Raw genomic sequence first — 20,533 nt, forward strand, 5'->3', positions numbered from 1 at the left:
GCAAACTAGGAGAGCAGGGAAGCCTGATGGCGGAGCTTACGATCCGTCCGGAGGAGATCCGGGACGCGCTGGCCGACTTTGTCCAGTCGTACCAGCCGGACGCCGCTTCTGTGGAAGAGGTCGGCAAGGTCACTGACGCGGCGGACGGCATCGCGCATGTCGAGGGCCTGCCCTCGGTCATGGCGAACGAGCTGCTGAAGTTCGAGGACGGCACGCTCGGCCTCGCGCTGAACCTCGACACCCGCGAGATCGGTGTCGTCGTCCTCGGTGAGTTCGGCGGCATCGAAGAGGGCCAGACCGTGCGCCGCACCGGCGAGGTCCTCTCGGTTCCGGTCGGCGACGGCTACCTCGGCCGCGTCGTGGACCCGCTGGGCAACCCGATCGACGGCCTGGGCGACATCGCCGCCACCGGTCGCCGTGCCCTGGAGCTGCAGGCCCCCGGCGTCATGGCCCGCAAGTCGGTCAAGCAGCCGCTGCAGACCGGTATCAAGGCCATCGACGCGATGACCCCGATCGGCCGCGGCCAGCGCCAGCTGATCATCGGCGACCGCCAGACCGGCAAGACCGCGGTGGCCGTCGACACGATCATCAACCAGCGTGACAACTGGCGCTCGGGCGACCCGGAGAAGCAGGTCCGCTGCATCTACGTCGCCGTGGGCCAGAAGGGCTCCACCATCGCGTCCGTCCGCGGCGCCCTGGAGGAGGCCGGCGCGCTGGAGTACACCACCATCGTGGCCGCTCCCGCCTCCGACCCGGCCGGCTTCAAGTACCTCGCCCCGTACACCGGTTCGGCCATCGGCCAGGAGTGGATGTACGACGGCAAGCACGTCCTGATCATCTTCGACGACCTGTCGAAGCAGGCCGAGGCCTACCGTTCCGTCTCCCTGCTGCTGCGCCGCCCGCCGGGCCGCGAGGCCTACCCGGGTGACGTCTTCTACCTGCACTCCCGCCTGCTGGAGCGCTGCGCGAAGCTGAACGACGCCCTGGGCGGCGGCTCGATGACCGGTCTGCCGATCATCGAGACCAAGGCCAACGACGTCTCGGCGTACATCCCGACCAACGTCATCTCCATCACCGACGGCCAGTGCTTCCTGGAGTCCGACCTGTTCAACGCCGGCATCCGCCCGGCCGTGAACGTCGGTATCTCGGTCTCCCGCGTCGGTGGCTCCGCCCAGATCAAGGCCATGCGCTCGGTCGCCGGCCGCCTGCGTCTGGACCTCGCCCAGTACCGTGAGCTGGAGGCCTTCGCCGCCTTCGGTTCCGACCTGGACGCGGCCTCCAAGGCCCAGCTGGAGCGCGGTGCGCGCATGGTCGAGCTGCTGAAGCAGGGCCAGTACCAGCCGTTCCCGGTCGAGGAGCAGGTCGTCTCCATCTGGGCCGGCACCACCGGCAAGCTGGACGACGTCCCGGTCGCCGAGATCCGCCGCTTCGAGCGCGAGTTCCTGGACCACGTCCGCCTCCAGCACAAGGACCTGCTGGCCGGCATCGTGGAGACCGGCCTGCTGGCCGACGGCACCGTCGACGCGCTGACCAGCGCCGTCGAGGCCTTCAAGCAGGGGTACCAGACCGCTGACGGCAAGCTGCTCTCCGAGCAGGCCTGAGTCCGGTAGCGAGGGAAAGGACGTAACGACCCATGGGAGCACAGCTTCGGGTCTACAAGCGCCGGATCCGCTCTGTCACCGCGACGAAGAAGATCACCAAGGCGATGGAGATGATCTCCGCGTCGCGCATCGTCAAGGCGCAGCGCGCGGTGGCCGCCTCCACTCCGTACGCCGATGAGCTCACCCGGGCGGTGACGGCGGTGGCCACCCGGTCCAACGCCAAGCACCCGCTCACCACCGAGAACCCGGCCGCCAAGCGCGCCGCGGTCCTGCTGATCACGGCGGACCGCGGCCTGGCGGGCGGCTACTCGACCAACGCCATCAAGGCCGCCCAGGTGCTCAGCGAGCGCCTGCGGTCCGAGGGCAAGGACGTGGTGACGTACATCATCGGCCGCAAGGGCGTCTCGTACTACACGTTCCGCGGCCTGACGGTGGCGGACTCGTGGACGGGGTTCTCGGACAAGCCGACCTACGGTGACGCGAAGACCGTGGCGGCCGACCTGATCGAGGCCTTCACGGCCGAGACCGGCGGCGTGGACGAGCTGCACCTGGTCTCCACCGAGTTCGTGTCGATGCTGACGCAGAACGCGGTCGAGGCGCGGCTGCTGCCGCTGAAGCTGGACGAGGTCCAGCTCAGCGACCAGTCGCCGGCCAAGTCGGAGATCTTCCCGCTGTACGACTTCGAGCCGTCGGCGGAGGGCGTCCTGGACGCGCTCCTGCCGCGGTACGTCGAGAGCCGGATCTACAACGCGCTGCTGCAGTCGGCCGCTTCCGAGCACGCCGCCCGCCGCCGCGCGATGAAGAGCGCGACGGACAACGCCGGCGAGCTCATCAAGTCGCTCACGCGGCTTGCCAACTCGGCCCGTCAGGCCGAGATCACCCAGGAAATCAGCGAGATCGTCGGCGGCGCCAACGCCCTCGCCGACGCTAGCCGCGGGAGCGAATGAGTATGACCACCACTGTTGAGCCGACCACGGCGACGGGCCGCGTCGCGCGGGTCATCGGCCCGGTCGTCGACGTGGAGTTCCCCGTCGACGCGATTCCGGACATGTACAACGCCCTGCACGTCGAGGTGGACAACCCCGACGGCACGGGCAAGAAGATCCTGACCCTCGAGGTCGCCCAGCACCTCGGCGACGGCATGGTCCGCGGCATCTCGATGCAGCCGACCGACGGCCTGGTCCGCGGTTCGCAGGTCTCCGACACCGGTGCGGCGATCTCCGTCCCGGTCGGCCAGATCACCAAGGGCAAGGTGTTCAACGCCCTCGGTGACGTGCTGAACGTCGACAAGGCGGAGTTCGACAAGCAGGTCGAGGTCCGCTGGCCGATCCACCGCAAGGCTCCCGAGTTCAAGGACCTCGAGTCCAAGACCGAGATGTTCGAGACCGGTATCAAGGTCATCGACCTGCTCACCCCGTACGTCACGGGTGGCAAGATCGGTCTGTTCGGTGGTGCCGGTGTCGGCAAGACCGTTCTGATCCAGGAGATGATCTACCGCGTCGCCGAGAACTTCGGTGGTGTGTCGGTGTTCGCCGGTGTCGGCGAGCGCACCCGTGAGGGCAACGACCTCATCGACGAGATGGTCGACTCGGGCGTTCTGGACAAGACCGCGCTGGTCTTCGGCCAGATGGACGAGCCGCCGGGCACCCGTCTGCGGGTCGCGCTGTCCGCGCTGACCATGGCGGAGTACTTCCGTGACGTCGAGAAGCAGGACGTGCTCCTCTTCATCGACAACATCTTCCGGTTCACCCAGGCCGGTTCCGAGGTGTCGACCCTGCTCGGCCGCATGCCCTCCGCGGTGGGCTACCAGCCGAACCTGGCCGACGAGATGGGCCTCCTCCAGGAGCGCATCACCTCGACCCGCGGTCACTCGATCACCTCGATGCAGGCGATCTACGTCCCCGCGGACGACCTGACCGACCCGGCGCCGGCCACCACCTTCGCCCACCTGGACGCGACGACCGTTCTGTCGCGCCCGATCTCGGAGAAGGGCATCTACCCGGCCGTCGACCCGCTGGACTCCACGTCCCGCATCCTCGACCCGCGGTACATCGCGCAGACCCACTACGACACGGCCATCCGTATCAAGGGGATCCTGCAGAAGTACAAGGACCTCCAGGACATCATCGCGATCCTCGGTATCGACGAGCTGTCCGAAGAGGACAAGATCACGGTGCACCGTGCCCGTCGCATCGAGCGCTTCCTCTCGCAGAACACCTACGTGGCGAAGCAGTTCACCGGTGTCGAGGGTTCGACCGTGCCGCTGTCGGAGACCATCGAGGCCTTCAACGCGATCGCGGACGGCAAGTACGACTCCGTCCCGGAGCAGGCCTTCTTCATGTGCGGTGGCATCGAGGACCTCGAGAAGAACGCCGCCGAGCTGGCGAAGAAGTAATCGCGGCCGGTAGCAGCTGAGCGTGACCGTGAGGGGTGGGCCCCAGCCCTGGGACCCACCCCTCGCGTCGCATCGGCTGTGATTCCGGTCAAATCCGTGCCGCCGGTTTCATGCCGGAGGCGCGGGGCCGTTATTCTTACCGAAACTCCCGAGTAATCGGGCGTTGCATGAGCCTAGGAGCCCACGTTGGCTGAGCTGCACGTCGAGCTGGTCGCAGCCGACCGCAAGGTGTGGTCCGGTGCGGCCACCATCGTCGTCGCCCGTACGGCCTCCGGTGACACCGGCATCATGCCGGGCCACACCCCGGTGCTGAGCGTGCTGGAGACCGGTCCCGTCACCATCCGCACGGTGGACGGCGGCACCGTGATCGCCGCGGTGCACGGCGGCTTCATCTCCTTCGCCGACAACAAGCTGTCTCTGCTCGCGGAGATCGCCGAGCTGGCGGACGAGATCGACGTCGCGCGTGCCGAGCGCGCACTGGAGAAGGCCAAGTCGGGCCTGGACGAGCACGCCGAGCGGCGCGCCGAGGTCCGTCTGTTCGCGGCGCGCGGCCTCAAGGCCCACGCCTGAGTGCGCCGGACCCCGGTTTAGCGGGGTCGACCGACGGTCCCGGGGACGCGCGAGCGTGACCCCGGGACTGTCGTCGTAGTTGGTAGGTCAGCGCGGTCGCTTGATACGACCGTTACGGGGAACGCGGGTAGCGAGGAGGTAGGTGAGCATGGTCCTCGCGCTTGTGGTGTGTGCGGCGGTCGTGGCCCTGGGAGTGATCGGGCTGATGGCCTTCGCCGTCCGACGCCGCCTGATCCAGCGGGTCGGCGGCACCTTCGACTGCAGTTACCGGCTCAAAATGCCCGCCGACGCCTCGACGCAGCCCGACCTCGACGAGAACGGCAAACCCACCTCAGCCCCGGTCCCCCCGACCGACGGCAAGGGGTGGGTTTTTGGTATCGGCCGCTACAGCGGTGACTCGATCGAGTGGTTCCGGGTCTTCTCGTACGCCCCGCGCCCGCGCAAGATGCTTCCGCGCCGGGAGATCGAGGTGCTCGGCCGGCGCTACCCGGAGGGCCAGGAGGAACTGGCGCTGCTGTCCGGCTCGGTGGTGCTGCGCTGCCTGCACAACGGCGCGCCGCTGGAACTGGCGATGAGCGAGGACGCGCTGACCGGCTTCCTGGCCTGGCTGGAGGCGGCCCCGCCCGGGCAGAGGGTGAATGTCGCGTAGCGGCCTCTCCAGGCGGGGTTAACGCCGCCTAACCCGGCGGCTACGCTGGCCGCATGGTCAATCTGACGCGCATCTACACCCGTACCGGCGATGACGGCACCACCGCGCTCGGCGACATGAGCCGGACCAGCAAGACCGATCCGAGACTGATCGCGTACGCGGACGCCAACGAGGCGAACGCGGCGATCGGGGTGGCCCTCGCCGTGGGGGAGCTGCCGGAGGACATGACGGCGGTGCTCGTCCGGGTCCAGAACGACCTGTTCGACGTCGGCGCCGACCTGTCCACCCCGGTGGTGGAGGACCCGAAGTACCCGCCGCTGCGGGTGCTGCAGTCCTACATCGACCGGCTGGAGGCGGACTGCGACGACTACCTGGCGCGGGTGGAGAAGCTGCGCAGCTTCATCCTGCCCGGCGGCACGGCCGGGGCGGCCCACCTGCACCTGGCCTGCACGGTGGTCCGGCGGGCCGAGCGCTCCACCTGGTCGGCGATCGCGGAGCACGGCGACAGCGTCAACCCGCTGACCGCGAAGTACCTCAACCGGCTGTCCGACCTGCTGTTCATCCTGGCCCGGGTGGCCAACAAGGAGCGCGGCGACGTGCTCTGGGTCCCGGGCGAGAACCGCTAGAACGCGACGAGGGCCCGTCCCCGGACTCCTCCCCCGTGGGGGTCCGGGGACGGGCCCTCGACGGTTCAGGGCCGGTCGGCGGGCGTGCCGCCGGGGGTGGTCCCGGCGAGGGTCTTCCCGGTGACCACCCGGCCGTCCTCGACCAGCACGCCGGCCGGCGGCTGCTTGGGCCAGAGCGAGTAGCAGCCGGCCACGATCACGTTGACCACGGCGGCGATGCCCAGCTTGAGGTACCACTGGAGGAAGGTGCCGAAGTGGGCGGAGCCCGCGGAGAGCGGGACGAGCAGGGTGATCAGGCTCAGCGTGACGGCGGCGGACACGACGGTCCGGCCGGCGATCTGCCACTCGTACCTGGTCCGCTCGGGCCCGTACTTGGGCGAGGGCAGCGGCTTGGGGCCGCCGGCGAAGCGGTGCAGGAAGTGCCGGTCGGCCCAGCGGACCAGCGAGGGGCCGTAGCCGATCGAGAAGCCCGCGTAGCTCGCGGCGAGGGCGTGCGTCCAGCTCGCGGTGGAGCCGCCGCGCAGGTCGAGGACGGTGAGGGCGTAGAGGGTGAGGTCGACCAGTGGCAGACCGACCAGCAGCGCGGTGCTGGTGCGGCGCCACCGGAGCAGGTAGCGGGTGGCGAGGCCGAGGCCGAGCAGGATCCAGAATGAGATCTCGGCCGCGACGATGAGGGTGACGATCACGTTCTGCTCCCGGGTGTTTCGGCGGTGCTTCCAGCCTGGTGCGTGGGCGTGCCGCTGTCGTCGTCGCGCGGTGCCGTAGCGGCCTGCACCTTTCGATGTAGCGGGCTCCTCCGTGGACCGGAGCCGGGCCAGCCGCCGGGGGTGGTGAGATGGGAACGTGCCCCTCCCGTTCCCCGCCCTCTCCCCGCGCCGGCAGGACCAGCTGATCGCCCTCTGCGGGCTGCTCGGCGGTACGGTGCTGATCGTCTTCAAGGTGTACGACCGGGCCGACCGGGTGCCGCTGTGGGCGGTGGTGCTGCCGCTGGTGGTGCTGGCGGGGCTGGAGCTGGTGCGCCGGACCAGGCCGGTGCTCGCGGTGTCGCTCGGCGGGCTGGCCTTCGCGGGCAGCCTGTTCGCCGGCAGCCTGCTGGCGACGCTGATCATGTACACCGACCTGCTGTACGCGGCGGTGATCTACGGGACCCCGCGGATGTCCCGGGTGCTGCACCTGAGCGGCGGGGCCACCGTGCTGGCGCTCTCCACCCTCGCGGCGATCTACGGCGGGACGTCCGGGGCGCTGCTGGTGGTGGTGGTCAGCTCGCTGGTCTTCCTGGCCCCGGTGTGGACCGGGGACGTGGTGCGCAAGCACCGGGAGGAGGCGGAGACCGAGCGGCTGCGGGCGGAACAGACCGCGCTGCTCTCGGAGATGGACCGGCGCGAGGCGATCGGCGCCGAACGGGCCCGGATGGCACGGGAGTTGCACGACGTGGTGGCCAACCACCTGTCGGCGATCGCGATCCACGCCACCGGCGCCCAGTCGGTGGCCCGGCGCCGGAGCCTGCCCGAGGACGATCCGCTGGTGGAGGTGCTGGCGGTGATCCGGGAGAACAGCGTCCAGGGATTGGCCGAAATGCGACGCATGATCGGGCTGCTCCGGGACAGCGGCGGGGGAGAGGTGGACGAGTCCTACGCGGCGCCCGACCTGGCCGCGGTGGACGCCCTGCTGGCCAAGGCCCGGGCGGCCGGCCAGGACGTCGGGCTGGACTTCGAGCTGTCCGAGTCCGGCGAGCGCGGCGACCTGCCGGTGCCGGTCGGTCTGGCCGCGTACCGGATCGTCCAGGAGTCGCTGACCAACGCGCTCAAGCACGCCGGGCCCGGACTGGTCAGCCTGCGGCTGGAGTTCGCGCCCGAGGAGCTGCGGATCGCCGTGGACAGCCCGTACCGGGGCGGGCCGGGCCGCGGGCTGCCCGGCGCCCGGGCGGGACTGGTGGGCATGGCGGAACGGGCCGGGCTGCTCGGCGGCAGCTTCGAGGCCGGGCCGCGGGACGGGTACTGGAGGGTGCGCGCGGTGCTGCCGCGCGCCCAGGGGAACGAGGGGCGGGCATGACGATCCGGGTACTGGTGGCCGAGGACCAGGCGGCGGTGCGGGCGGCGCTGGTGATGATCCTGCGCGCCGAGCCGGGCTTCGAGGTGGTCGGGCAGGCCGCCGACGGCGAGGAGGCCGTCCGGCTGGCGCTGGAGCTGCGGCCGGACGTGGTGCTGATGGACGTGCAGATGCCCCGGCTGGACGGCGTCTCGGCGACCCGCGAGGTGGTCGCCGCCGGGGCCGGGCAGGTGCTCGTGCTGACCACCTTCGACCTGGACGAGTACGTCTACGGCGCGCTGCGGGCCGGCGCGTCCGGCTTCCTGCTCAAGGACCTGGAGGCGGACACCCTGGTCGAGGGCATCCGTACGGTGGCGCGCGGGGACGGCATGCTGGCGCCCTCGGTGACCAAGCGTCTGATCGGGGCCTTCGCCCGCCCCGAGCGGACGGTCGGACCGGAGGCCCGGGCGGCGGTGGGCGCGCTGACCGGCCGCGAGCGGGAGGTGCTGGCCTGCATCGGCTCCGGGATGTCCAACGGGGAGATCGCGGCCCGGCTGGAGATGGCGGAGGCGACCACCAAGACGCACGTCAGCCGCATCCTGGCGAAGCTGCGGCTGCGCAGCCGGGTGCAGGCGGCGATCCTGGCCCAGGACCTCGGGCTGACCATCTGATCACCCTCTTGTCGCCCTCCGGTCGCCTTCTTGGGCGACCGACCAGGTCGGTTGCAGATCACACTCCCGATTGCTATTGCACGGGGGATTTGGGCATTAGAGTCCGGCCAGAGCGATGCGGCTCCTACGGCGGGTGACCCCTGTCCTGAGCCGCCTTCAGGGCCCGCCCGCAGGGCGGCGACGGCATCGGGAGACCCAGCCATGAGCAATGCGTCCAGCAAGCAGATCGCCGTGATCGGTGCCGGCCTGATGGGCGCCGGCATCGCCCAGGTGTCCGCGCAGGCCGGCCACCCGGTGGTGCTGCGGGACGTCACCGAGGAGGCGCTCCAGCGGGGCCTGGCGGGCATCCGCGCCTCGTACGGGAAGTTCGTCGCCAAGGGCAGGCTGAGCGCCGAGGACGCCGAGGCCGCGCTGGGCCGGATCACCACCACCACCGACCTGGGCGCCGTCGCCGAGGCCGACATCGTGGTCGAGGCCGTGTTCGAGAAGCTGGAGGTCAAGGAGGGCGTCTTCCGCGAGCTCGACAAGCTCGCCAAGGACGGCGCCGTGCTGGCCTCCAACACCTCCGCCATCCCGATCACCCGGATCGCCGCCGCCACGGAGCGCCCGGAGTCGGTCGTCGGCGTCCACTTCTTCTCGCCGGTCCCGATGATGAAGCTGGTCGAGCTGGTCCGCGGCTACAAGACCAGCGACGAGACGCTGGCCACCGCCCGCGCCTACGCCGAGGGCGTCGGCAAGGAGGTCGTGGTGGTCAACCGCGACGTGGCCGGCTTCGTGACCACCCGCCTGATCACCGCGCTGGTCGTCGAGGCCGCCAGCCTGTACGAGTCGGGCGTGGCCACCGCCGAGGACATCGACACCGCCTGCCGGCTCGGTTTCGGCCACGCGATGGGCCCGCTCCAGACCGCCGACCTGACCGGCGTGGACATCCTGCTGCACGCCGCCCGCAACATCTACGACGAGACCCAGGACGAGAAGTTCGCCGCGCCGGAGATCATGGCCCGCATGGTCACCGCCGGTGACCTGGGACGCAAGAGCGGCCGCGGCTTCTACCCGTACGAGGGCAAGTGAGCCGGCGGGGCTGAACGACCGGCGGGCCGTGCGATCGGAGCATCGTACGGCCCGCTCCGCCGGGCCGGGTGAGTTTCCTCACGCAGCGTGCCGCAGACGGGTGATTTGGGCGGTAATCGAGCGTAGGTGTGGGGCCGACCTGCGTATATTCCCTCGGACGGGTGAAGTTGCTTCAGATCTGGCCGGAACCAGCAACCTGCGGAGCCGGTTCACCGTCAGATGAGGGAACCCGGCATTCCGCCCGGGGCCGGGTGAGGGGCTGCGGCCCGCCCGGACGAACCCCCCGCTCCCGTACCCGGCACGGCCGGGGCGGACCCGCCCCGCACCAGGCCGTCCAGGCGAAGGAGGAGAGCATGCGCATCACCGGCGACCACACGGCGCTGGCCATCGAAGGCCGCCTCGACGTGCGCACCGCCGCCGACGCGCGGGTCCGGTTGCACCAGGCCGTGGACGGCGGCCTCGGCGACCTCGTGCTCGACCTCGCCCGGCTGGAGTTCTGGGACGCCACCGGACTCGGCGTGATCATGGGCACCCACCGGCGGGCCGGCCGGATCGGCCGCCGCCTGGTGCTGCGCTCCGTCCCGGCCCAGCTCCAGCGGCTGCTGGTGGCCACCAAGCTGCACCGCATCCTGGCCGTCGACGGCGCCGCGGGCGTCGCCGAGGCGCACGGGGTCGCGCTCTAGGGCGTGTCTTCAAACTCGCGTCTGCGGGCCGACGCCGGTGCACGCACCTCGCCGCGTTGTCGTCGGTCGCCAATGCTCCGCAGTGGCTCCCTCCTCCGCCTTGCGATGCACGCACCCCAACGCCGCCCCGCCCACCCTCCGGGCGGACGACGGGAGTTTGAAGACACGCCCTAGACACGGTTGCTCCGCGCGCCGGACCGCACGCCCGCGTACGTCCGACCCCGCCCGCGCAACGCCCCTGGTCAGCGCCGCCGACCGGTCGTCAGCCACGGACCGCTCTGCACGGTCGGGGCCGGATGTGCAAGAGTCTGCCCGTCAGAAGACGGCCGCCGGGGCTGCCTCCAGCCCGGCCGCGGCCGCGAGCGGGACGTCAGCCGGGCGGCGCGGGGCGCCGACGGCCGAGCACGATGCGGAGCAGAACGTGTCACAGCCATCCGGTGAGTTCCGGCAGGAGGCCGTCCGCACCCGTGGCGGTGAACTGGTCTCCGGCGGCCTGCTGGTGGGCGTCGGCGCACCGGACGGCTCCGAGGCCAGGACCTGTCCCGAGGAGTGGCGTCCGCGTCCGCGCCGGACCGGACGCAGCGAGCCCGCCCGCGGCCCGGTCGGCGGCGTCGGCCGCGCGGTCGGCCCGCTCGCGCTCGGCGCGGGGCCCGCCGACCTGCCGATGCTGGACCGCGAGGTCGACGTCGTCGAACTGCTCGGCCTGCTCTCCGAGGGCCGCTCGATACGCCTGGTCGGCCAGGCCGGCTCGGGCCGCAGCGCGCTGCTGTCGGCCGTCGCCGAGGCCGCCGCCGACCTCGCCCCCGGTGGAGTGGTGCAGCTCTGTGGCCACCGCCGGACCCTTCCCGACCTGCTCCAGGACCTCTTCGCGGCCACCCACCACGCCCCCGGCTACCGCCCCGACCCCGGGCAGCTGGCCGCCCACCTCGCCGAGGTCGGCGCGATCGTGGTGATCGACTCCGCCGAGCCCGCGGGCGCCGAGCTGGAGCAGCTGCTCGCCGCCGCCCCCGGCTGCGCCTTCCTGATCTCCGCCGCCCCGGACGGCCCGCCGCTGCCGGCCGGCTCCCGGCTCCAGGACCACCTGGTGGCCGGGCTCTCCCGCTCCGCCTGCCTCGCCCTCACCGCCCGGCTGGCCGGGCGGCCGCTGGACGTCGACGAGAAGGCCTGGGCGGTGGACCTCTGGTTCGAGTCCGAGGGCCTGCCGCTGCGCTTCGTCCAGGCCGCCGCCCTGCTGCGCCAGCGGGACGTCGCGGTGGACGCGCTGGTCGCCGCCGAGGACGACCGGATGGACGTCTTCGGGGCCGTCGACGGGCCCGTCCACGACCCGGACCCGGCGATCCGGGAGGACGCGCTGCGCCGCACCGTCCCGCTGCCCTCGGTGGCGGAGACCGCCTCGCCCGCGGTCCGGCTCGCCGAGGGGCTGAGCGAGCCCGCGCAGGCCGTGCTGCGGCTCGCCGTCGCGCTCGGCGGCGAGTGCCCCACCGCGCCGCACCTGCCGGCGCTGATCGACGTCGGGCAGGGCGAGGCCGCGCTCGCCGAACTCGCCGACGCCGGACTGGCGGTGTCCATCGGCGGGCACCACCGGCTGACCGCCGGCGCGCAGGACCTGCTCGCCCCGCACTGGCCGGCCCGCGGCTGCGTCGACGGCGCCGCCCAGCACTTCGCCTGGTGGGTCGGGCACAGCTCGGTGACGCTGGAACAGATCGCCGCCGAGGCCGAGGTGATGATCGGGGTGCTGCTCGCCGACCGCACCGCCGGGCGGCACGACGCGGTGGTCCGGCTCGCCCGTGCGGCGGCGCCCGCGCTGGCGCTGTCGCTGCGCTGGGGCGCCTGGGAGCGGGTGCTCCAGCTCGGCCTGGAGGCGGCCCGCCAGACCGGTTCGGCGGTCGACCAGGCCTGGTTCCACCACGAGGCGGGCGTGCACGCGATCTGCCTCCAGCAGCCCTCCCGGGCCATCGCCGAACTGGAGACCGCGCTCACCCTGCGGGCCGCCGCGGGCGACCAGCGCGGGGTGGCCGCCGTCGGCCGGATGCTCGACCTGCTCCGCGCCGAGGGCCGGCAGCTGCCGGCCGCCGCGCCCGCCGTGGCGGCGCCCGGCCGCGCCCCGGTGATCCGCAAGATCGCGGCCCGGGTGCCGGCCCGCCTGAAGTCCAGCAGGCGGCGGCGGGCGGCCGTGGTCTCCACGGCCGTGCTGACCCTGGGGGTGCTCGGCACGGCGGTGGCGATGAGCTTCAGCGGGCCGGACGAGGTCAAGGGGAAGGACCCGTACAGCGGCCGGATGGACGGCGGCGGCGACACCCAGGAGGCGCCGTTCCCGCAGCCCTCCGGCAGCACCGGGACGGGGACGGCCGGCGCCGGGCCGGGCAGCCCGGCGGGGCAGGGGAGCGGCCCGCAGCCGTCCACGAGCGGCAGCGCCTCGCACGCGTCGAGCTCCTCGCCGACCAGGCGGCCGAGCTCCTCGCCGGGGGCGGGCGAGTCGCAGGCCCCGCAGCAGTCGCAGCCGCCCGCACCGGGCCAGTCGCAGCCGCCGGTCCAGCCGCCGGGTCAGTCGCCGCCGCCCCAGCAGACGGGGCAGCCCTCGCAGCCGCCGACGACGGGCCACAGCGCGTCGGCCTCGGCGTCCACCACGAGCTCGCCGTCGGCCACGTCCGGGTCGCCGACGACCCCGAGCGGGACGGCGAGCGCGACGCCGTGAGCGGTCAGAACAGCTTGAGCTTGTCGTCGTCGATGCCGCGCAGCTCGTCGTAGTCCAGCACCACGCAGCCGATGCCGCGGTCGGTGGCCAGCACGCGGGCCTGCGGCTTGATCTCCTGCGCGGCGAAGACGCCCTTGACCGGGGCCAGCAGCGGGTCCCGGTTGAGGAGTTCGAGGTAGCGGGTGAGCTGTTCGACGCCGTCGATCTCGCCGCGGCGCTTGATCTCGACGGCCACCGTGGAGCCGTCGGCGTCGCGGCAGAGGATGTCGACCGGGCCGATCGCCGTGGGGTACTCGCGGCGGATCAGCGACCAGCCGGCACCGAGCACCTCCATCCGGTCCGCGAGCAGCTCCTGGAGGTGTGCCTCCACGCCGTCCTTGATCAGGCCCGGGTCGACCCCGAGCTCGTGGGACGAGTCGTGCAGCACCTCCTCCAGCGTGATGATGAGCTTCTCGCCGGCCTTGTTCTCCACCGTCCAGACCCCGTCGGCCTCCTTGAGGACGCACGGCGGGGACATCCAGTTGAGCGGCTTGTAGGCGCGGTCGTCGGCGTGGATGCTGACGCTGCCGTCGGCCTTGACCAGGATCAGCCTGGTGGCGGAGGGCAGATGGGCGGAGAGCCGACCGGCATAGTCGACTGAGCAGCGGGCAATTACGAGACGCACGGTCGACCACGCTAGCCCACCGGGGCCAGTTGATGCGATTCCGCGACGGCTGGGTGAAGAAAGCGCGAACCCGGCCAACATTGAGGTCCTGCGGTCCGGCTACCGCCCGTCGAGGCCTGGCGCCCCCACCCTCGGGTCGCTACGGTGTGTGACGACACGCTCGCGGGATCGCTGTCAACGGGGATGGAGACTTCAGATGAACGATCCGACGGGATCCGGCCAATCTGGTGCACCGCACTGTGTTTCCGAAGCAATCCACAGGAATGACGGGCCCGCCGCTCCGTTGACTGCCACGCTGTTGTGAGCGCGTTCGGTGTCCGGGACGTCACGTCCCGTGGCGCCGCCGCCGTCGCGAAGGCGCCGGAAACCCCTGTCCCTCGGTGTTCCGGACGCCCCATGCGAAACCACCACCCTCACTGTGAGCTTGACCTACGCACGACCACCCGGGCGCCGCGCGGGTGGACCGCGAGAGGAGAATCCATGTCGCTCGACGTCTCACCGGCCCTGCTGGAGAAGGCCGAGCGGGGCGAGGTCGACGAGCGGGAATTCGTCGACTGCGTCCGCGTCTCGCTGCCGTACGCCTGGGACCTGATCAGCTCGCTGGTCGCCCAGGCGAAGGTCGACGGCACCGACTTCGCCGACAACCAGGTGCCACCGCCCAGCGAGCAGGCCCGTGGCCAGCTGCTGCGCGCCCTCGCCAGCGACGCCATCCGGGGCGCCCTGCAGCGCCACTTCGGGGTCCGGCTGGCGTTCCAGAACTGTCACCGGGTCGCGGTGTTCCTGCCGTCGGAGGCCAACGCGGCGCGGTACGACCGCTTCACCTCGGTCCGGGAGCAGCTGCTCAACCAGTCCGAGGAGCTGCGGGACTGCTGATCGCCTTCCCGCGGTGCCGCGGCGCCGGCCGCCCCGTTCCCCGGTGCGGGGGGAGGGGCGGCGGCCCGGGCCCGTGACCCGTACGGGGCTCAGCCCAGTTGCGGCAGCACCTCGGAGCCGAGCCGGGCGATGTTGTGCAGGGTCGTCTCCTCGTCGCCGCTGCCCTCGGCGAGCAGGGCGAAGCGCCGGATGCCGGTGCGTTCGGCGGTGGCCAGCAGCCGGTCGGCGCACTGCCGCGGGGTGCCCACCGCGTGCAGGTCGCAGAGCAGCTCGGTGTACTGGCGCGGGTCGCGCATCCTGCGCTCGCGGCCGTCCACGGTGCGGTGGGCGCCGAGCCCGTACTCGAACCAGCCGGGCATCGCGTTCAGCAGTGTGGACCGGGCCGCCGCGGCGCGGTCGTCGACCTGGGCCACCCCGGCCGCGACGTGCCGGCGACCGATCCGGCGCAGCTGCTCCTCGGACCGCCCGGCGGCCAGCCAGGCGGACCGGTACAGCTCCAGCATCCGCAGCTTGTCGTCGTCCCCGGAGTGCATGCCGAGCAGCATGGGCAGGCCGCGCTCGGCGGCCATCCGCACCCCGCCCGGCGAGGTGCAGGCGACCACCACGGGCGGGCCTGACACCGGCCGCCCGGAGGCGGTGAGCTCCTCGCCGAGGCCCCCGTCGTCCCGGCGCTGGCGCGGGAAGCGCACCGGGCCGGACCGCTGGCCCAGGCCGAGCCAGCTGCTCAGGCCGGGCCGCCGCACCGGCTCGGTGGCCCGCGGCACCACCGCGACCTCGGGGAAGGCGAACTGCGGACCGTCCGCGCCCACCCGGGAGCCGCGCAGCCAGCGCAGCAGCAGGTCCAGCCGCTCCGGGAAGCCGTTCTCGAAGGCGTCCACGCCGCCGCCGAACACGTCCAGGTCGATCCACGGGCCGCCGCGGCCCACCCCGAGCGTGAACCGTCCGCCGGAGGTGAGGTGCAGCAGCGCGGCCTGCTCGCCGAGCCCCACCGGGTGGCGGGTGGAGAGCACGCTGACCGCCGTGCCGACGCCGATCCGGCGGGTGCGGCCGAGCAGCAGCCCGGCCAGCGTGGCGGCGTCCGGGCACACCCCGTACGGCACGAAGTGGTGCTCGGCCAGCCAGACGCTGTCCAGGCCCGCGCGTTCGGCCTCGACGGCGGAGTGGACGGTGCGCTCCAGCGCCTCGCCGTGGCTCTGCCCGGGGAACTGCGCGGACAGCAGGAACAGGCCGACCCGCACCGGACCGGTGGCCGGCGGCAGCGCGCCGGCCCACTGGGTGGCCGGCAGCGGCTCGCCCGCGACGGCCGTCACCGGGGGGACGGAGGTCAGCGTCGGGCCGGGGGCGGGTGACCGGACCCCGACGGGCCGGCCGCTCTCGGCTCGGGCGCTGGTCTTGCTCATCGTGGGGCCTCCTCGGGTGCGCGCAGGGTCTGCGGGCCCCGCCTTCTCCCCCTGTGGGTATCGGATGTCATGTGCCAATGGCACGCCGAACCCCGAATTTCCCCGATGATCGGGTGGATCTCGGCAAAAACGCCGAAGTGCCGGACGGAGCCGTGGTAGTGGCCGTACGGGGCCCCGGGCGGCCGTAGGCTGGAACGACCCAGAGGCCAGCAGGAGAGGGAGTCCGCCGTGTCGCCGCGCCGCAACCGGATCAAGAGCGCCGCCCCCCACGAGAGCGCAGAACCGGCCGCCCCGCTCGGCGGTTCGCTGCGCCGCACCGAGAGCTACCAGGGTGACGACTGGGTGGTCCAGACGGTCGCCGGGACGGCCGGACGGTTCTACCGCTGCCCGGGCTGCGACCAGGAGATCCCGCCGGGGACGGGCCACGTGGTGGCCTGGCCGATGCACGGCGCGGGCGTGGACGACCGGCGGCACTGGCACCGCGCCTGCTGGGGAGCGCGGGAGCGCCGGGCCTCCAACCTGCTGCGGGGCCGCGGCGCTCCGCGGTACTGACGGCCGGGCCGCCGGGACGGCTACGCGTCGCGCTTCTTGAGCACCAGCGCGCCGCCGACCAGCGCGGCCGCCGTCCAGGCGAGGCAGATCAGGAAGCCGGTCCACGGCCCGTACGGCTGGCCGTGCTGCTCGTACACCAGCAGCATCCGGGAGCCCGCGTAGTCGGGGAAGTAGTGGGCCAGGGTCTTGACCTTCGGCACCGCCGAGAGGATCGGCGAGAGCAGGAAGAAGAACGGCACCAGCACGCCGAGCGCGAGCGTCTGGTTGTGCAGCATCGTGGTGACGCCCGCCGAGAACAGGCAGAGCAGCGTCAGGTACAGCGCCGCCCCGAACACCGCCCGCAGCACGTTCGGTTCGCCGATCGTGGTGGAGTGCTCGCCGAGCAGCGCCTGGCCGGCGAAGAAGGTGGCGAAGGCCGTCACCAGCGAGACCGCGAGGGCCAGCGCGCCGAGCACCACGGCCTTGCCGGTGAGCAGGGTGCCGCGCTGCGGGACGGCGGCCAGGGTGACCCGGACCATGCCGCTGCTGTACTCGTTGCCGATCGCCAGCACCCCGAAGACGATGATCGCCAGCTCGCCGAGCATGATGCCGGAGAAGGACGTCCCGGTGGCGTCGAACGGGGACTGGTCGCCGCGGCGGAACTCGGTGAAGTTGTTGTTGGTGAGCAGGGACAGCAGCGCGCCGATGCCGACCGTGACGACGAAGGTCAGCGCGAGCGTCCAGACCGTCGAGCGGACGCTGCGGATCTTCGTCCACTCGGAGCGCAGGACCGCCGGGAAGGACGCCATCTCAGTTCTCCTCCTGCCGTGCCGTGGTGTTCTGCGGGGCGCCGTCCGCCTTCCAGCCGGCGCCCCACTCGGTGGGCGCGCCGGCCGCGTCCAGGCCCGGGCCGTCGCCCGCGTGGTACTCCACCGAGTCGGCCGTCATCTGCATGAAGGCCTCCTCCAGCGAGGCCTGCTGCGGGCTGAGCTCGTGCAGCACCACGCCCTGGCCGGCGAACAGCTCGCCGAGCCGGGCGATGTCCCCGTCGACCACCTCGTAGGAGCCGTCCGGGCCGGGTTCGTGCCGCAGGCCGGCCCGGGCCAGCACGTCGAGCAGCCGCTCGGGCTCGGGGCCGCGCAGCCGTACGGCGGAGCGGGAGTTGCGCCGGATGAACTCCGGCATCGGCAGGTCGGCGAGCAGCCGGCCCCGGCCGATGACCACCAGGTGGTCGGCGGTGACGGCCATCTCGCTCATCAGGTGGGAGGAGACGAAGACCGTCCGGCCCTCGCCGGCGAGGCGCTTCATCAGGTTGCGGATCCAGAGGATGCCCTCCGGGTCCAGGCCGTTGACCGGCTCGTCGAACATGACGATCTCCGGGTCGCCGAGCAGCGCGGAGGCGATGCCCAGGCGCTGGCCCATGCCGAGCGAGAAGCCGCGGGCCCGCTTGCGGGCCACCGGGGTGAGGCCGACCAGGGCGAGCACCTCGTCCACCCGGCGCTCGGGGATGCGGTTGCTCTGGGCGAGCCAGAGCAGGTGGTCGCGGGCGGTGCGGCCGGGGTGGACGGCCTTGGCCTCCAGCAGTGCGCCGATGTACTTGAGCGGCTCGCTGAGCTGGCCGTAGCGCTTGCCGTCGATGGTGACCCGGCCGGAGGTCGGGCGGTCGAGGTCGAGGATCATGCGCATGGTGGTGGACTTGCCGGCGCCGTTGGGGCCGAGGAAGCCGGTCACCACGCCCTGGGGGACCTGGAAGCTGAGGCGGTCCACCGCGAGGGTCTTGCCGTAACGTTTTGTCAGGTCGTGCAACTCGATCATTCGCGCTCCCTCAGGTCTTTGCCAGGCTAGGACAAAGGGGGTATCGCGGCCCGCTGAGTGGGCCCGCCGGGCGTGCCGGAATAGGTTGGTGGCATGACCCAGCTCCCCTCCGCAGTGTCGGTCCGCGAGAGCGGTACCGGAACACCACTCCTGCTGCTGCACGCCTTTCCTCTGAACGCCTCGATGTGGTCGTCCCAGCTGGACGCGCTGCCCGGCCTGACCGGGGACGAAGCGCGGGTGCTCGCCCCCGACCAGCGGGGGTTCGGCGGCACCGGGCTGGGCGACGACGAGCCCTCGCTGGACCTGGTCGCGGACGACCTCGCGCTGCTGCTGGACGCCGCCGGAATCGAACGCGCGGTGGTCGCCGGGCTCTCCATGGGCGGCTACGTGGCGCTGGCCCTGGCCCGCCGCCACCCCGACCGGCTGGCCGGCCTGCTGCTCGCCAACACCCGGGCCACCGCCGACACCGACGCGGTCCGGGCCAACCGGGAGCGGATGGCCGCCGCCGTCACCGCGCGGGACAGCGTGCGGCTGCTGCTGGACGAGCGGGTCGCGGCCGGGCAGCTCGGGCCGGACTCGCAGCACCTGGTGGAGCGGGTGGAGGCGATGGTCGCCGCCGCGTCGCCGGCCTCCGTCGCCTGGGCCCAGCGGGCCATGGCGGCCCGCCCGGACTCCCTGGACGTGCTGGCCGGCCTGCCGGTGCCGGTCGCGGTCGTGGCGGGCGCCGAGGACGCCCTGGTGGCGCCGGAGGAGGCCGAGGCGATGCTGCGGGCCCGGCCGGACGCCGAGCTGACCGTCCTGCCCCGGGTGGGCCACCTGAGCGCCCTGGAGGCGCCGGAGGCCTTCGACGCCGTCGTGCGCGCCCTGCTCGCCCGGGTGGCCGCCGGATGAGCCAGGAGAGCCAGGACGCGGCGGCCTGGGACTTCTCGGCGCTGGAGGTGAGCGGCCGGATGCCGGTGACCAACCGGGGCGAGGGGCTGGTCGAGCTGACCCTGGAACCGCTCGGCGAGGACTACTGGATGCGCCCGGGGGAGACCTTCATCGTCACCTCGTACGGCGACTACGGGCCCGGGCACCCCTTCGAGGTGCAGTACTGGCCGGACTCGGTGTCGGTCTGGTGCACCTCCTGGTTCGGCACCGTCTCGGACGACGAGGGCAACCAGCTCAGCAGCGGGTACCAGCGGCCGGACGGCGCCTACCCCCGCTAGGGACCCTTCGTCAAGCCGCGCCCGAGGCGATGACGGCGCGACAAGCCGACAGGCCCTCACCCGGGCGGGTGAGGGCCTGCGGTGCGGCTCGGCCGGTGTGCGTCAGCGCGACTGCTGGGCGGGCACGCCCAGGGTGTCGTCGGTCGGCAGCGAGGCGGCGGCCACGGCCGCGCCGGTCAGCGTCGCCAGCATCTCGCGGACGTTGGTCAGCTGGGCGTTGATGCTGTCGCGGCGGTTGGTGAGCGCCGCCAGCTCGCGCTCGGATTCGCTGCGGATGCGGTCGGCCTTGGCGTTGGCGTCGGCCACGATGTCCTCGGACTGGCGCTGGGCCGTCTCGACGGTCTGGCGGGCGCGGCGCTCGGCGTCGGTGCGCAGCTTCTCGGCCTCCAGGCGCAGCTGCTCGGCCCGGTGCTCGATCTCGGCCAGGCGCTTCTCGGCCTTGGCCTGACGGGCGGCCAGGTCGCGCTCGGACTGCTCGCGGCGCTTGGCCAGGTTGGTCTCGAACTCCAGCGCGGCCTGGGCGGCCTTGGTGCGGGTGTCCTCGAAGAGGGCGTCCGCCTCCTCGCGCTTGTTCTGGGCGTCCTTGTTGGCCTCGGCGCGCAGCTGGGCGGCGTCGCTCTTGGACTTGTCGACGATCCGCAGCCCCTCGTCCTCCGCCTTGGCCTTGCGGTCCTTGGCGTAGTTCTCGGCCTCGGTGCGGACCTGCTGGGCGGCGGCCTCGGCGAGCTCGCGGTGCTGCTCGGCGGCGCGGTGCGCCTCGTCGCGCAGGTCCTTGGCCTCCTCCTCGGCGAGTCGCAGGATCTTCTCGACCCGGGCGCCGAGACCGGCGTAGGAGGGCTCCGCCTCGGTGACCGCCGCCTGGGCGGACTGGGTCTCGAGGTGAAGCTCCTCGATGCGCTTCTCCAGCGCGCTGATCCGGGTCAGGGCACTGTCACGGTCGGCCACCAGCTTGGTGATCCGCTCGTCGACCTGGGCGCGCTCGTACCCACGGCGCACCAGGTCGAAGCCGTGAGGGGAGTGACTGTCGCTCATGGGGTTCTGGGCTTCCTGTCG

Annotated in this window: 21 protein-coding genes; 15 read left to right on the forward strand and 6 right to left on the reverse strand. The window is 72.5% G+C overall.

Translation table 11 applies throughout. From position 1 onward, the window contains the following. Positions 1–26 precede the first annotated feature (26 nt). From atpA to AMK13_RS06305, 6 genes are all read left to right on the forward strand, one after another. Positions 27–1,601, forward strand: a complete 1,575-nt coding sequence (gene atpA / locus AMK13_RS06280) for a F0F1 ATP synthase subunit alpha (RefSeq protein WP_049651804.1) — start codon at positions 27–29, stop codon at positions 1,599–1,601. A gap of 32 nt (positions 1,602–1,633) precedes the next feature. Next, on the forward strand, positions 1,634–2,548 hold the full coding sequence (locus AMK13_RS06285; protein ID WP_049651803.1) for a F0F1 ATP synthase subunit gamma: 915 nt from the start codon (positions 1,634–1,636) through the stop codon (positions 2,546–2,548). A 2-nt stretch (positions 2,549–2,550) separates the two neighbouring features. Beyond that, positions 2,551–3,996 carry a F0F1 ATP synthase subunit beta gene (atpD, locus tag AMK13_RS06290; RefSeq protein WP_049651802.1) on the forward strand — a complete coding sequence of 482 codons (1,446 nt, stop codon included), beginning with the start codon at positions 2,551–2,553 and terminating at the stop codon, positions 3,994–3,996. A gap of 186 nt (positions 3,997–4,182) precedes the next feature. After that, positions 4,183–4,566 carry a F0F1 ATP synthase subunit epsilon gene (locus AMK13_RS06295; protein WP_030235805.1) on the forward strand — a complete coding sequence of 128 codons (384 nt, stop codon included), beginning with the start codon at positions 4,183–4,185 and terminating at the stop codon, positions 4,564–4,566. 148 nt (positions 4,567–4,714) lie between these two features. After that, complete coding sequence (locus AMK13_RS06300) at positions 4,715–5,215, forward strand: DUF2550 domain-containing protein (protein ID WP_049651801.1); 501 nt, start codon at positions 4,715–4,717, stop codon at positions 5,213–5,215. A 53-nt stretch (positions 5,216–5,268) separates the two neighbouring features. Continuing rightward, a complete protein-coding gene (locus tag AMK13_RS06305) occupies positions 5,269–5,841 on the forward strand; it encodes a cob(I)yrinic acid a,c-diamide adenosyltransferase (protein WP_049651800.1) in 573 nt (190 codons plus the stop codon). Between the two features lie 65 nt (positions 5,842–5,906). Here the strand turns inward: AMK13_RS06305 and AMK13_RS06310 are convergent, their stop codons facing one another. Next, positions 5,907–6,527 carry a hypothetical protein gene (locus tag AMK13_RS06310; RefSeq protein ID WP_063780161.1) on the reverse strand — a complete coding sequence of 207 codons (621 nt, stop codon included), beginning with the start codon at positions 6,525–6,527 and terminating at the stop codon, positions 5,907–5,909. Positions 6,528–6,684: 157 nt separating this feature from the next. Here AMK13_RS06310 and AMK13_RS06315 point away from each other — a divergent pair, with 157 nt between their 5' ends. The 5 genes from AMK13_RS06315 (at position 6,685) to AMK13_RS42790 (ending at position 12,989) form a co-directional block, all read left to right on the forward strand. Beyond that, entirely contained in the window at positions 6,685–7,893 is a 1,209-nt protein-coding gene (locus AMK13_RS06315; protein WP_074001452.1) for a sensor histidine kinase, read from the forward strand. Then, positions 7,890–8,540, forward strand: a complete 651-nt coding sequence (locus tag AMK13_RS06320) for a response regulator (protein WP_074001453.1) — start codon at positions 7,890–7,892, stop codon at positions 8,538–8,540. Before AMK13_RS06315 ends, AMK13_RS06320 begins: the two co-directional genes overlap by 4 nt. Before the next feature lie 201 nt (positions 8,541–8,741). Then, positions 8,742–9,611: a 3-hydroxyacyl-CoA dehydrogenase family protein gene (locus AMK13_RS06325; RefSeq protein ID WP_049651797.1), complete on the forward strand. Its 870-nt coding sequence runs from the start codon at positions 8,742–8,744 to the stop codon at positions 9,609–9,611. Positions 9,612–9,964: 353 nt separating this feature from the next. Further along, complete coding sequence (locus AMK13_RS06330; protein WP_049651796.1) at positions 9,965–10,294, forward strand: STAS domain-containing protein; 330 nt, start codon at positions 9,965–9,967, stop codon at positions 10,292–10,294. Positions 10,295–10,715: 421 nt separating this feature from the next. Next, positions 10,716–12,989, forward strand: a complete 2,274-nt coding sequence (locus tag AMK13_RS42790) for a hypothetical protein (RefSeq protein WP_074001454.1) — start codon at positions 10,716–10,718, stop codon at positions 12,987–12,989. 4 nt (positions 12,990–12,993) lie between these two features. On the opposite strand, the gene nucS is transcribed toward AMK13_RS42790, so the two are convergent. Further along, on the reverse strand, positions 12,994–13,653 hold the full coding sequence (gene nucS, locus AMK13_RS06340; RefSeq protein WP_049655746.1) for an endonuclease NucS: 660 nt from the start codon (positions 13,651–13,653) through the stop codon (positions 12,994–12,996). Positions 13,654–14,133: 480 nt separating this feature from the next. Between nucS and AMK13_RS06345 the strand changes: the two genes are divergently transcribed. Then, on the forward strand, positions 14,134–14,526 hold the full coding sequence (locus AMK13_RS06345) for an SCO5389 family protein (protein ID WP_030282024.1): 393 nt from the start codon (positions 14,134–14,136) through the stop codon (positions 14,524–14,526). An 89-nt stretch (positions 14,527–14,615) separates the two neighbouring features. Here the strand turns inward: AMK13_RS06345 and AMK13_RS06350 are convergent, their stop codons facing one another. After that, positions 14,616–15,764 carry an LLM class flavin-dependent oxidoreductase gene (locus AMK13_RS06350; protein ID WP_074001573.1) on the reverse strand — a complete coding sequence of 383 codons (1,149 nt, stop codon included), beginning with the start codon at positions 15,762–15,764 and terminating at the stop codon, positions 14,616–14,618. Positions 15,765–16,154: 390 nt separating this feature from the next. Here AMK13_RS06350 and AMK13_RS06355 point away from each other — a divergent pair, with 390 nt between their 5' ends. Further along, a complete protein-coding gene (locus AMK13_RS06355; RefSeq protein ID WP_049655743.1) occupies positions 16,155–16,478 on the forward strand; it encodes a hypothetical protein in 324 nt (107 codons plus the stop codon). Positions 16,479–16,498: 20 nt separating this feature from the next. Here AMK13_RS06355 and AMK13_RS06360 read toward each other — a convergent pair whose 3' ends face one another. Together AMK13_RS06360 and AMK13_RS06365 are read right to left on the reverse strand one after the other, a co-directional pair. Beyond that, complete coding sequence (locus AMK13_RS06360) at positions 16,499–17,266, reverse strand: ABC transporter permease subunit (RefSeq protein ID WP_074001455.1); 768 nt, start codon at positions 17,264–17,266, stop codon at positions 16,499–16,501. A 1-nt stretch (position 17,267) separates the two neighbouring features. Further along, positions 17,268–18,272: an ABC transporter ATP-binding protein gene (locus AMK13_RS06365; protein WP_049655738.1), complete on the reverse strand. Its 1,005-nt coding sequence runs from the start codon at positions 18,270–18,272 to the stop codon at positions 17,268–17,270. A 93-nt stretch (positions 18,273–18,365) separates the two neighbouring features. On the opposite strand from AMK13_RS06365, the gene AMK13_RS06370 reads away from it, so the two are divergent. Continuing rightward, positions 18,366–19,163 (forward strand): alpha/beta fold hydrolase, encoded by a 798-nt coding sequence (locus AMK13_RS06370; RefSeq protein WP_107418680.1) that lies wholly within the window; start codon positions 18,366–18,368, stop codon positions 19,161–19,163. Next, positions 19,160–19,480, forward strand: a complete 321-nt coding sequence (locus AMK13_RS06375; protein ID WP_049655736.1) for a hypothetical protein — start codon at positions 19,160–19,162, stop codon at positions 19,478–19,480. Before AMK13_RS06370 ends, AMK13_RS06375 begins: the two co-directional genes overlap by 4 nt. A 102-nt stretch (positions 19,481–19,582) precedes the next feature. On the opposite strand, the gene AMK13_RS06380 is transcribed toward AMK13_RS06375, so the two are convergent. Continuing rightward, on the reverse strand, positions 19,583–20,512 hold the full coding sequence (locus AMK13_RS06380) for a cellulose-binding protein (RefSeq protein WP_049655735.1): 930 nt from the start codon (positions 20,510–20,512) through the stop codon (positions 19,583–19,585). Positions 20,513–20,533 lie beyond the last annotated feature (21 nt).

This window comes from Streptomyces sp. CB02056 (assembly GCF_001905545.1).
GTDB lineage: Bacteria > Actinomycetota > Actinomycetes > Streptomycetales > Streptomycetaceae > Kitasatospora.

Coding starts and splice junctions, on each gene's coding strand:
- atpA (WP_049651804.1), top strand. CDS start 27: ATGGCGGAGCTTACGATCCGTCCGGAGGAGATCCGGGACGCGCTGGCC.
- AMK13_RS06285 (WP_049651803.1), top strand. CDS start 1,634: ATGGGAGCACAGCTTCGGGTCTACAAGCGCCGGATCCGCTCTGTCACC.
- atpD (WP_049651802.1), top strand. CDS start 2,551: ATGACCACCACTGTTGAGCCGACCACGGCGACGGGCCGCGTCGCGCGG.
- AMK13_RS06300 (WP_049651801.1), top strand. CDS start 4,715: ATGGTCCTCGCGCTTGTGGTGTGTGCGGCGGTCGTGGCCCTGGGAGTG.
- AMK13_RS06305 (WP_049651800.1), top strand. CDS start 5,269: ATGGTCAATCTGACGCGCATCTACACCCGTACCGGCGATGACGGCACC.
- AMK13_RS06320 (WP_074001453.1), top strand. CDS start 7,890: ATGACGATCCGGGTACTGGTGGCCGAGGACCAGGCGGCGGTGCGGGCG.
- AMK13_RS06325 (WP_049651797.1), top strand. CDS start 8,742: ATGAGCAATGCGTCCAGCAAGCAGATCGCCGTGATCGGTGCCGGCCTG.
- AMK13_RS06330 (WP_049651796.1), top strand. CDS start 9,965: ATGCGCATCACCGGCGACCACACGGCGCTGGCCATCGAAGGCCGCCTC.
- AMK13_RS06345 (WP_030282024.1), top strand. CDS start 14,134: ATGTCGCTCGACGTCTCACCGGCCCTGCTGGAGAAGGCCGAGCGGGGC.
- AMK13_RS06360 (WP_074001455.1), bottom strand. CDS start 17,266: ATGGCGTCCTTCCCGGCGGTCCTGCGCTCCGAGTGGACGAAGATCCGC.
- AMK13_RS06365 (WP_049655738.1), bottom strand. CDS start 18,272: ATGATCGAGTTGCACGACCTGACAAAACGTTACGGCAAGACCCTCGCG.
- AMK13_RS06370 (WP_107418680.1), top strand. CDS start 18,366: ATGACCCAGCTCCCCTCCGCAGTGTCGGTCCGCGAGAGCGGTACCGGA.
- AMK13_RS06375 (WP_049655736.1), top strand. CDS start 19,160: ATGAGCCAGGAGAGCCAGGACGCGGCGGCCTGGGACTTCTCGGCGCTG.
- AMK13_RS06380 (WP_049655735.1), bottom strand. CDS start 20,512: ATGAGCGACAGTCACTCCCCTCACGGCTTCGACCTGGTGCGCCGTGGG.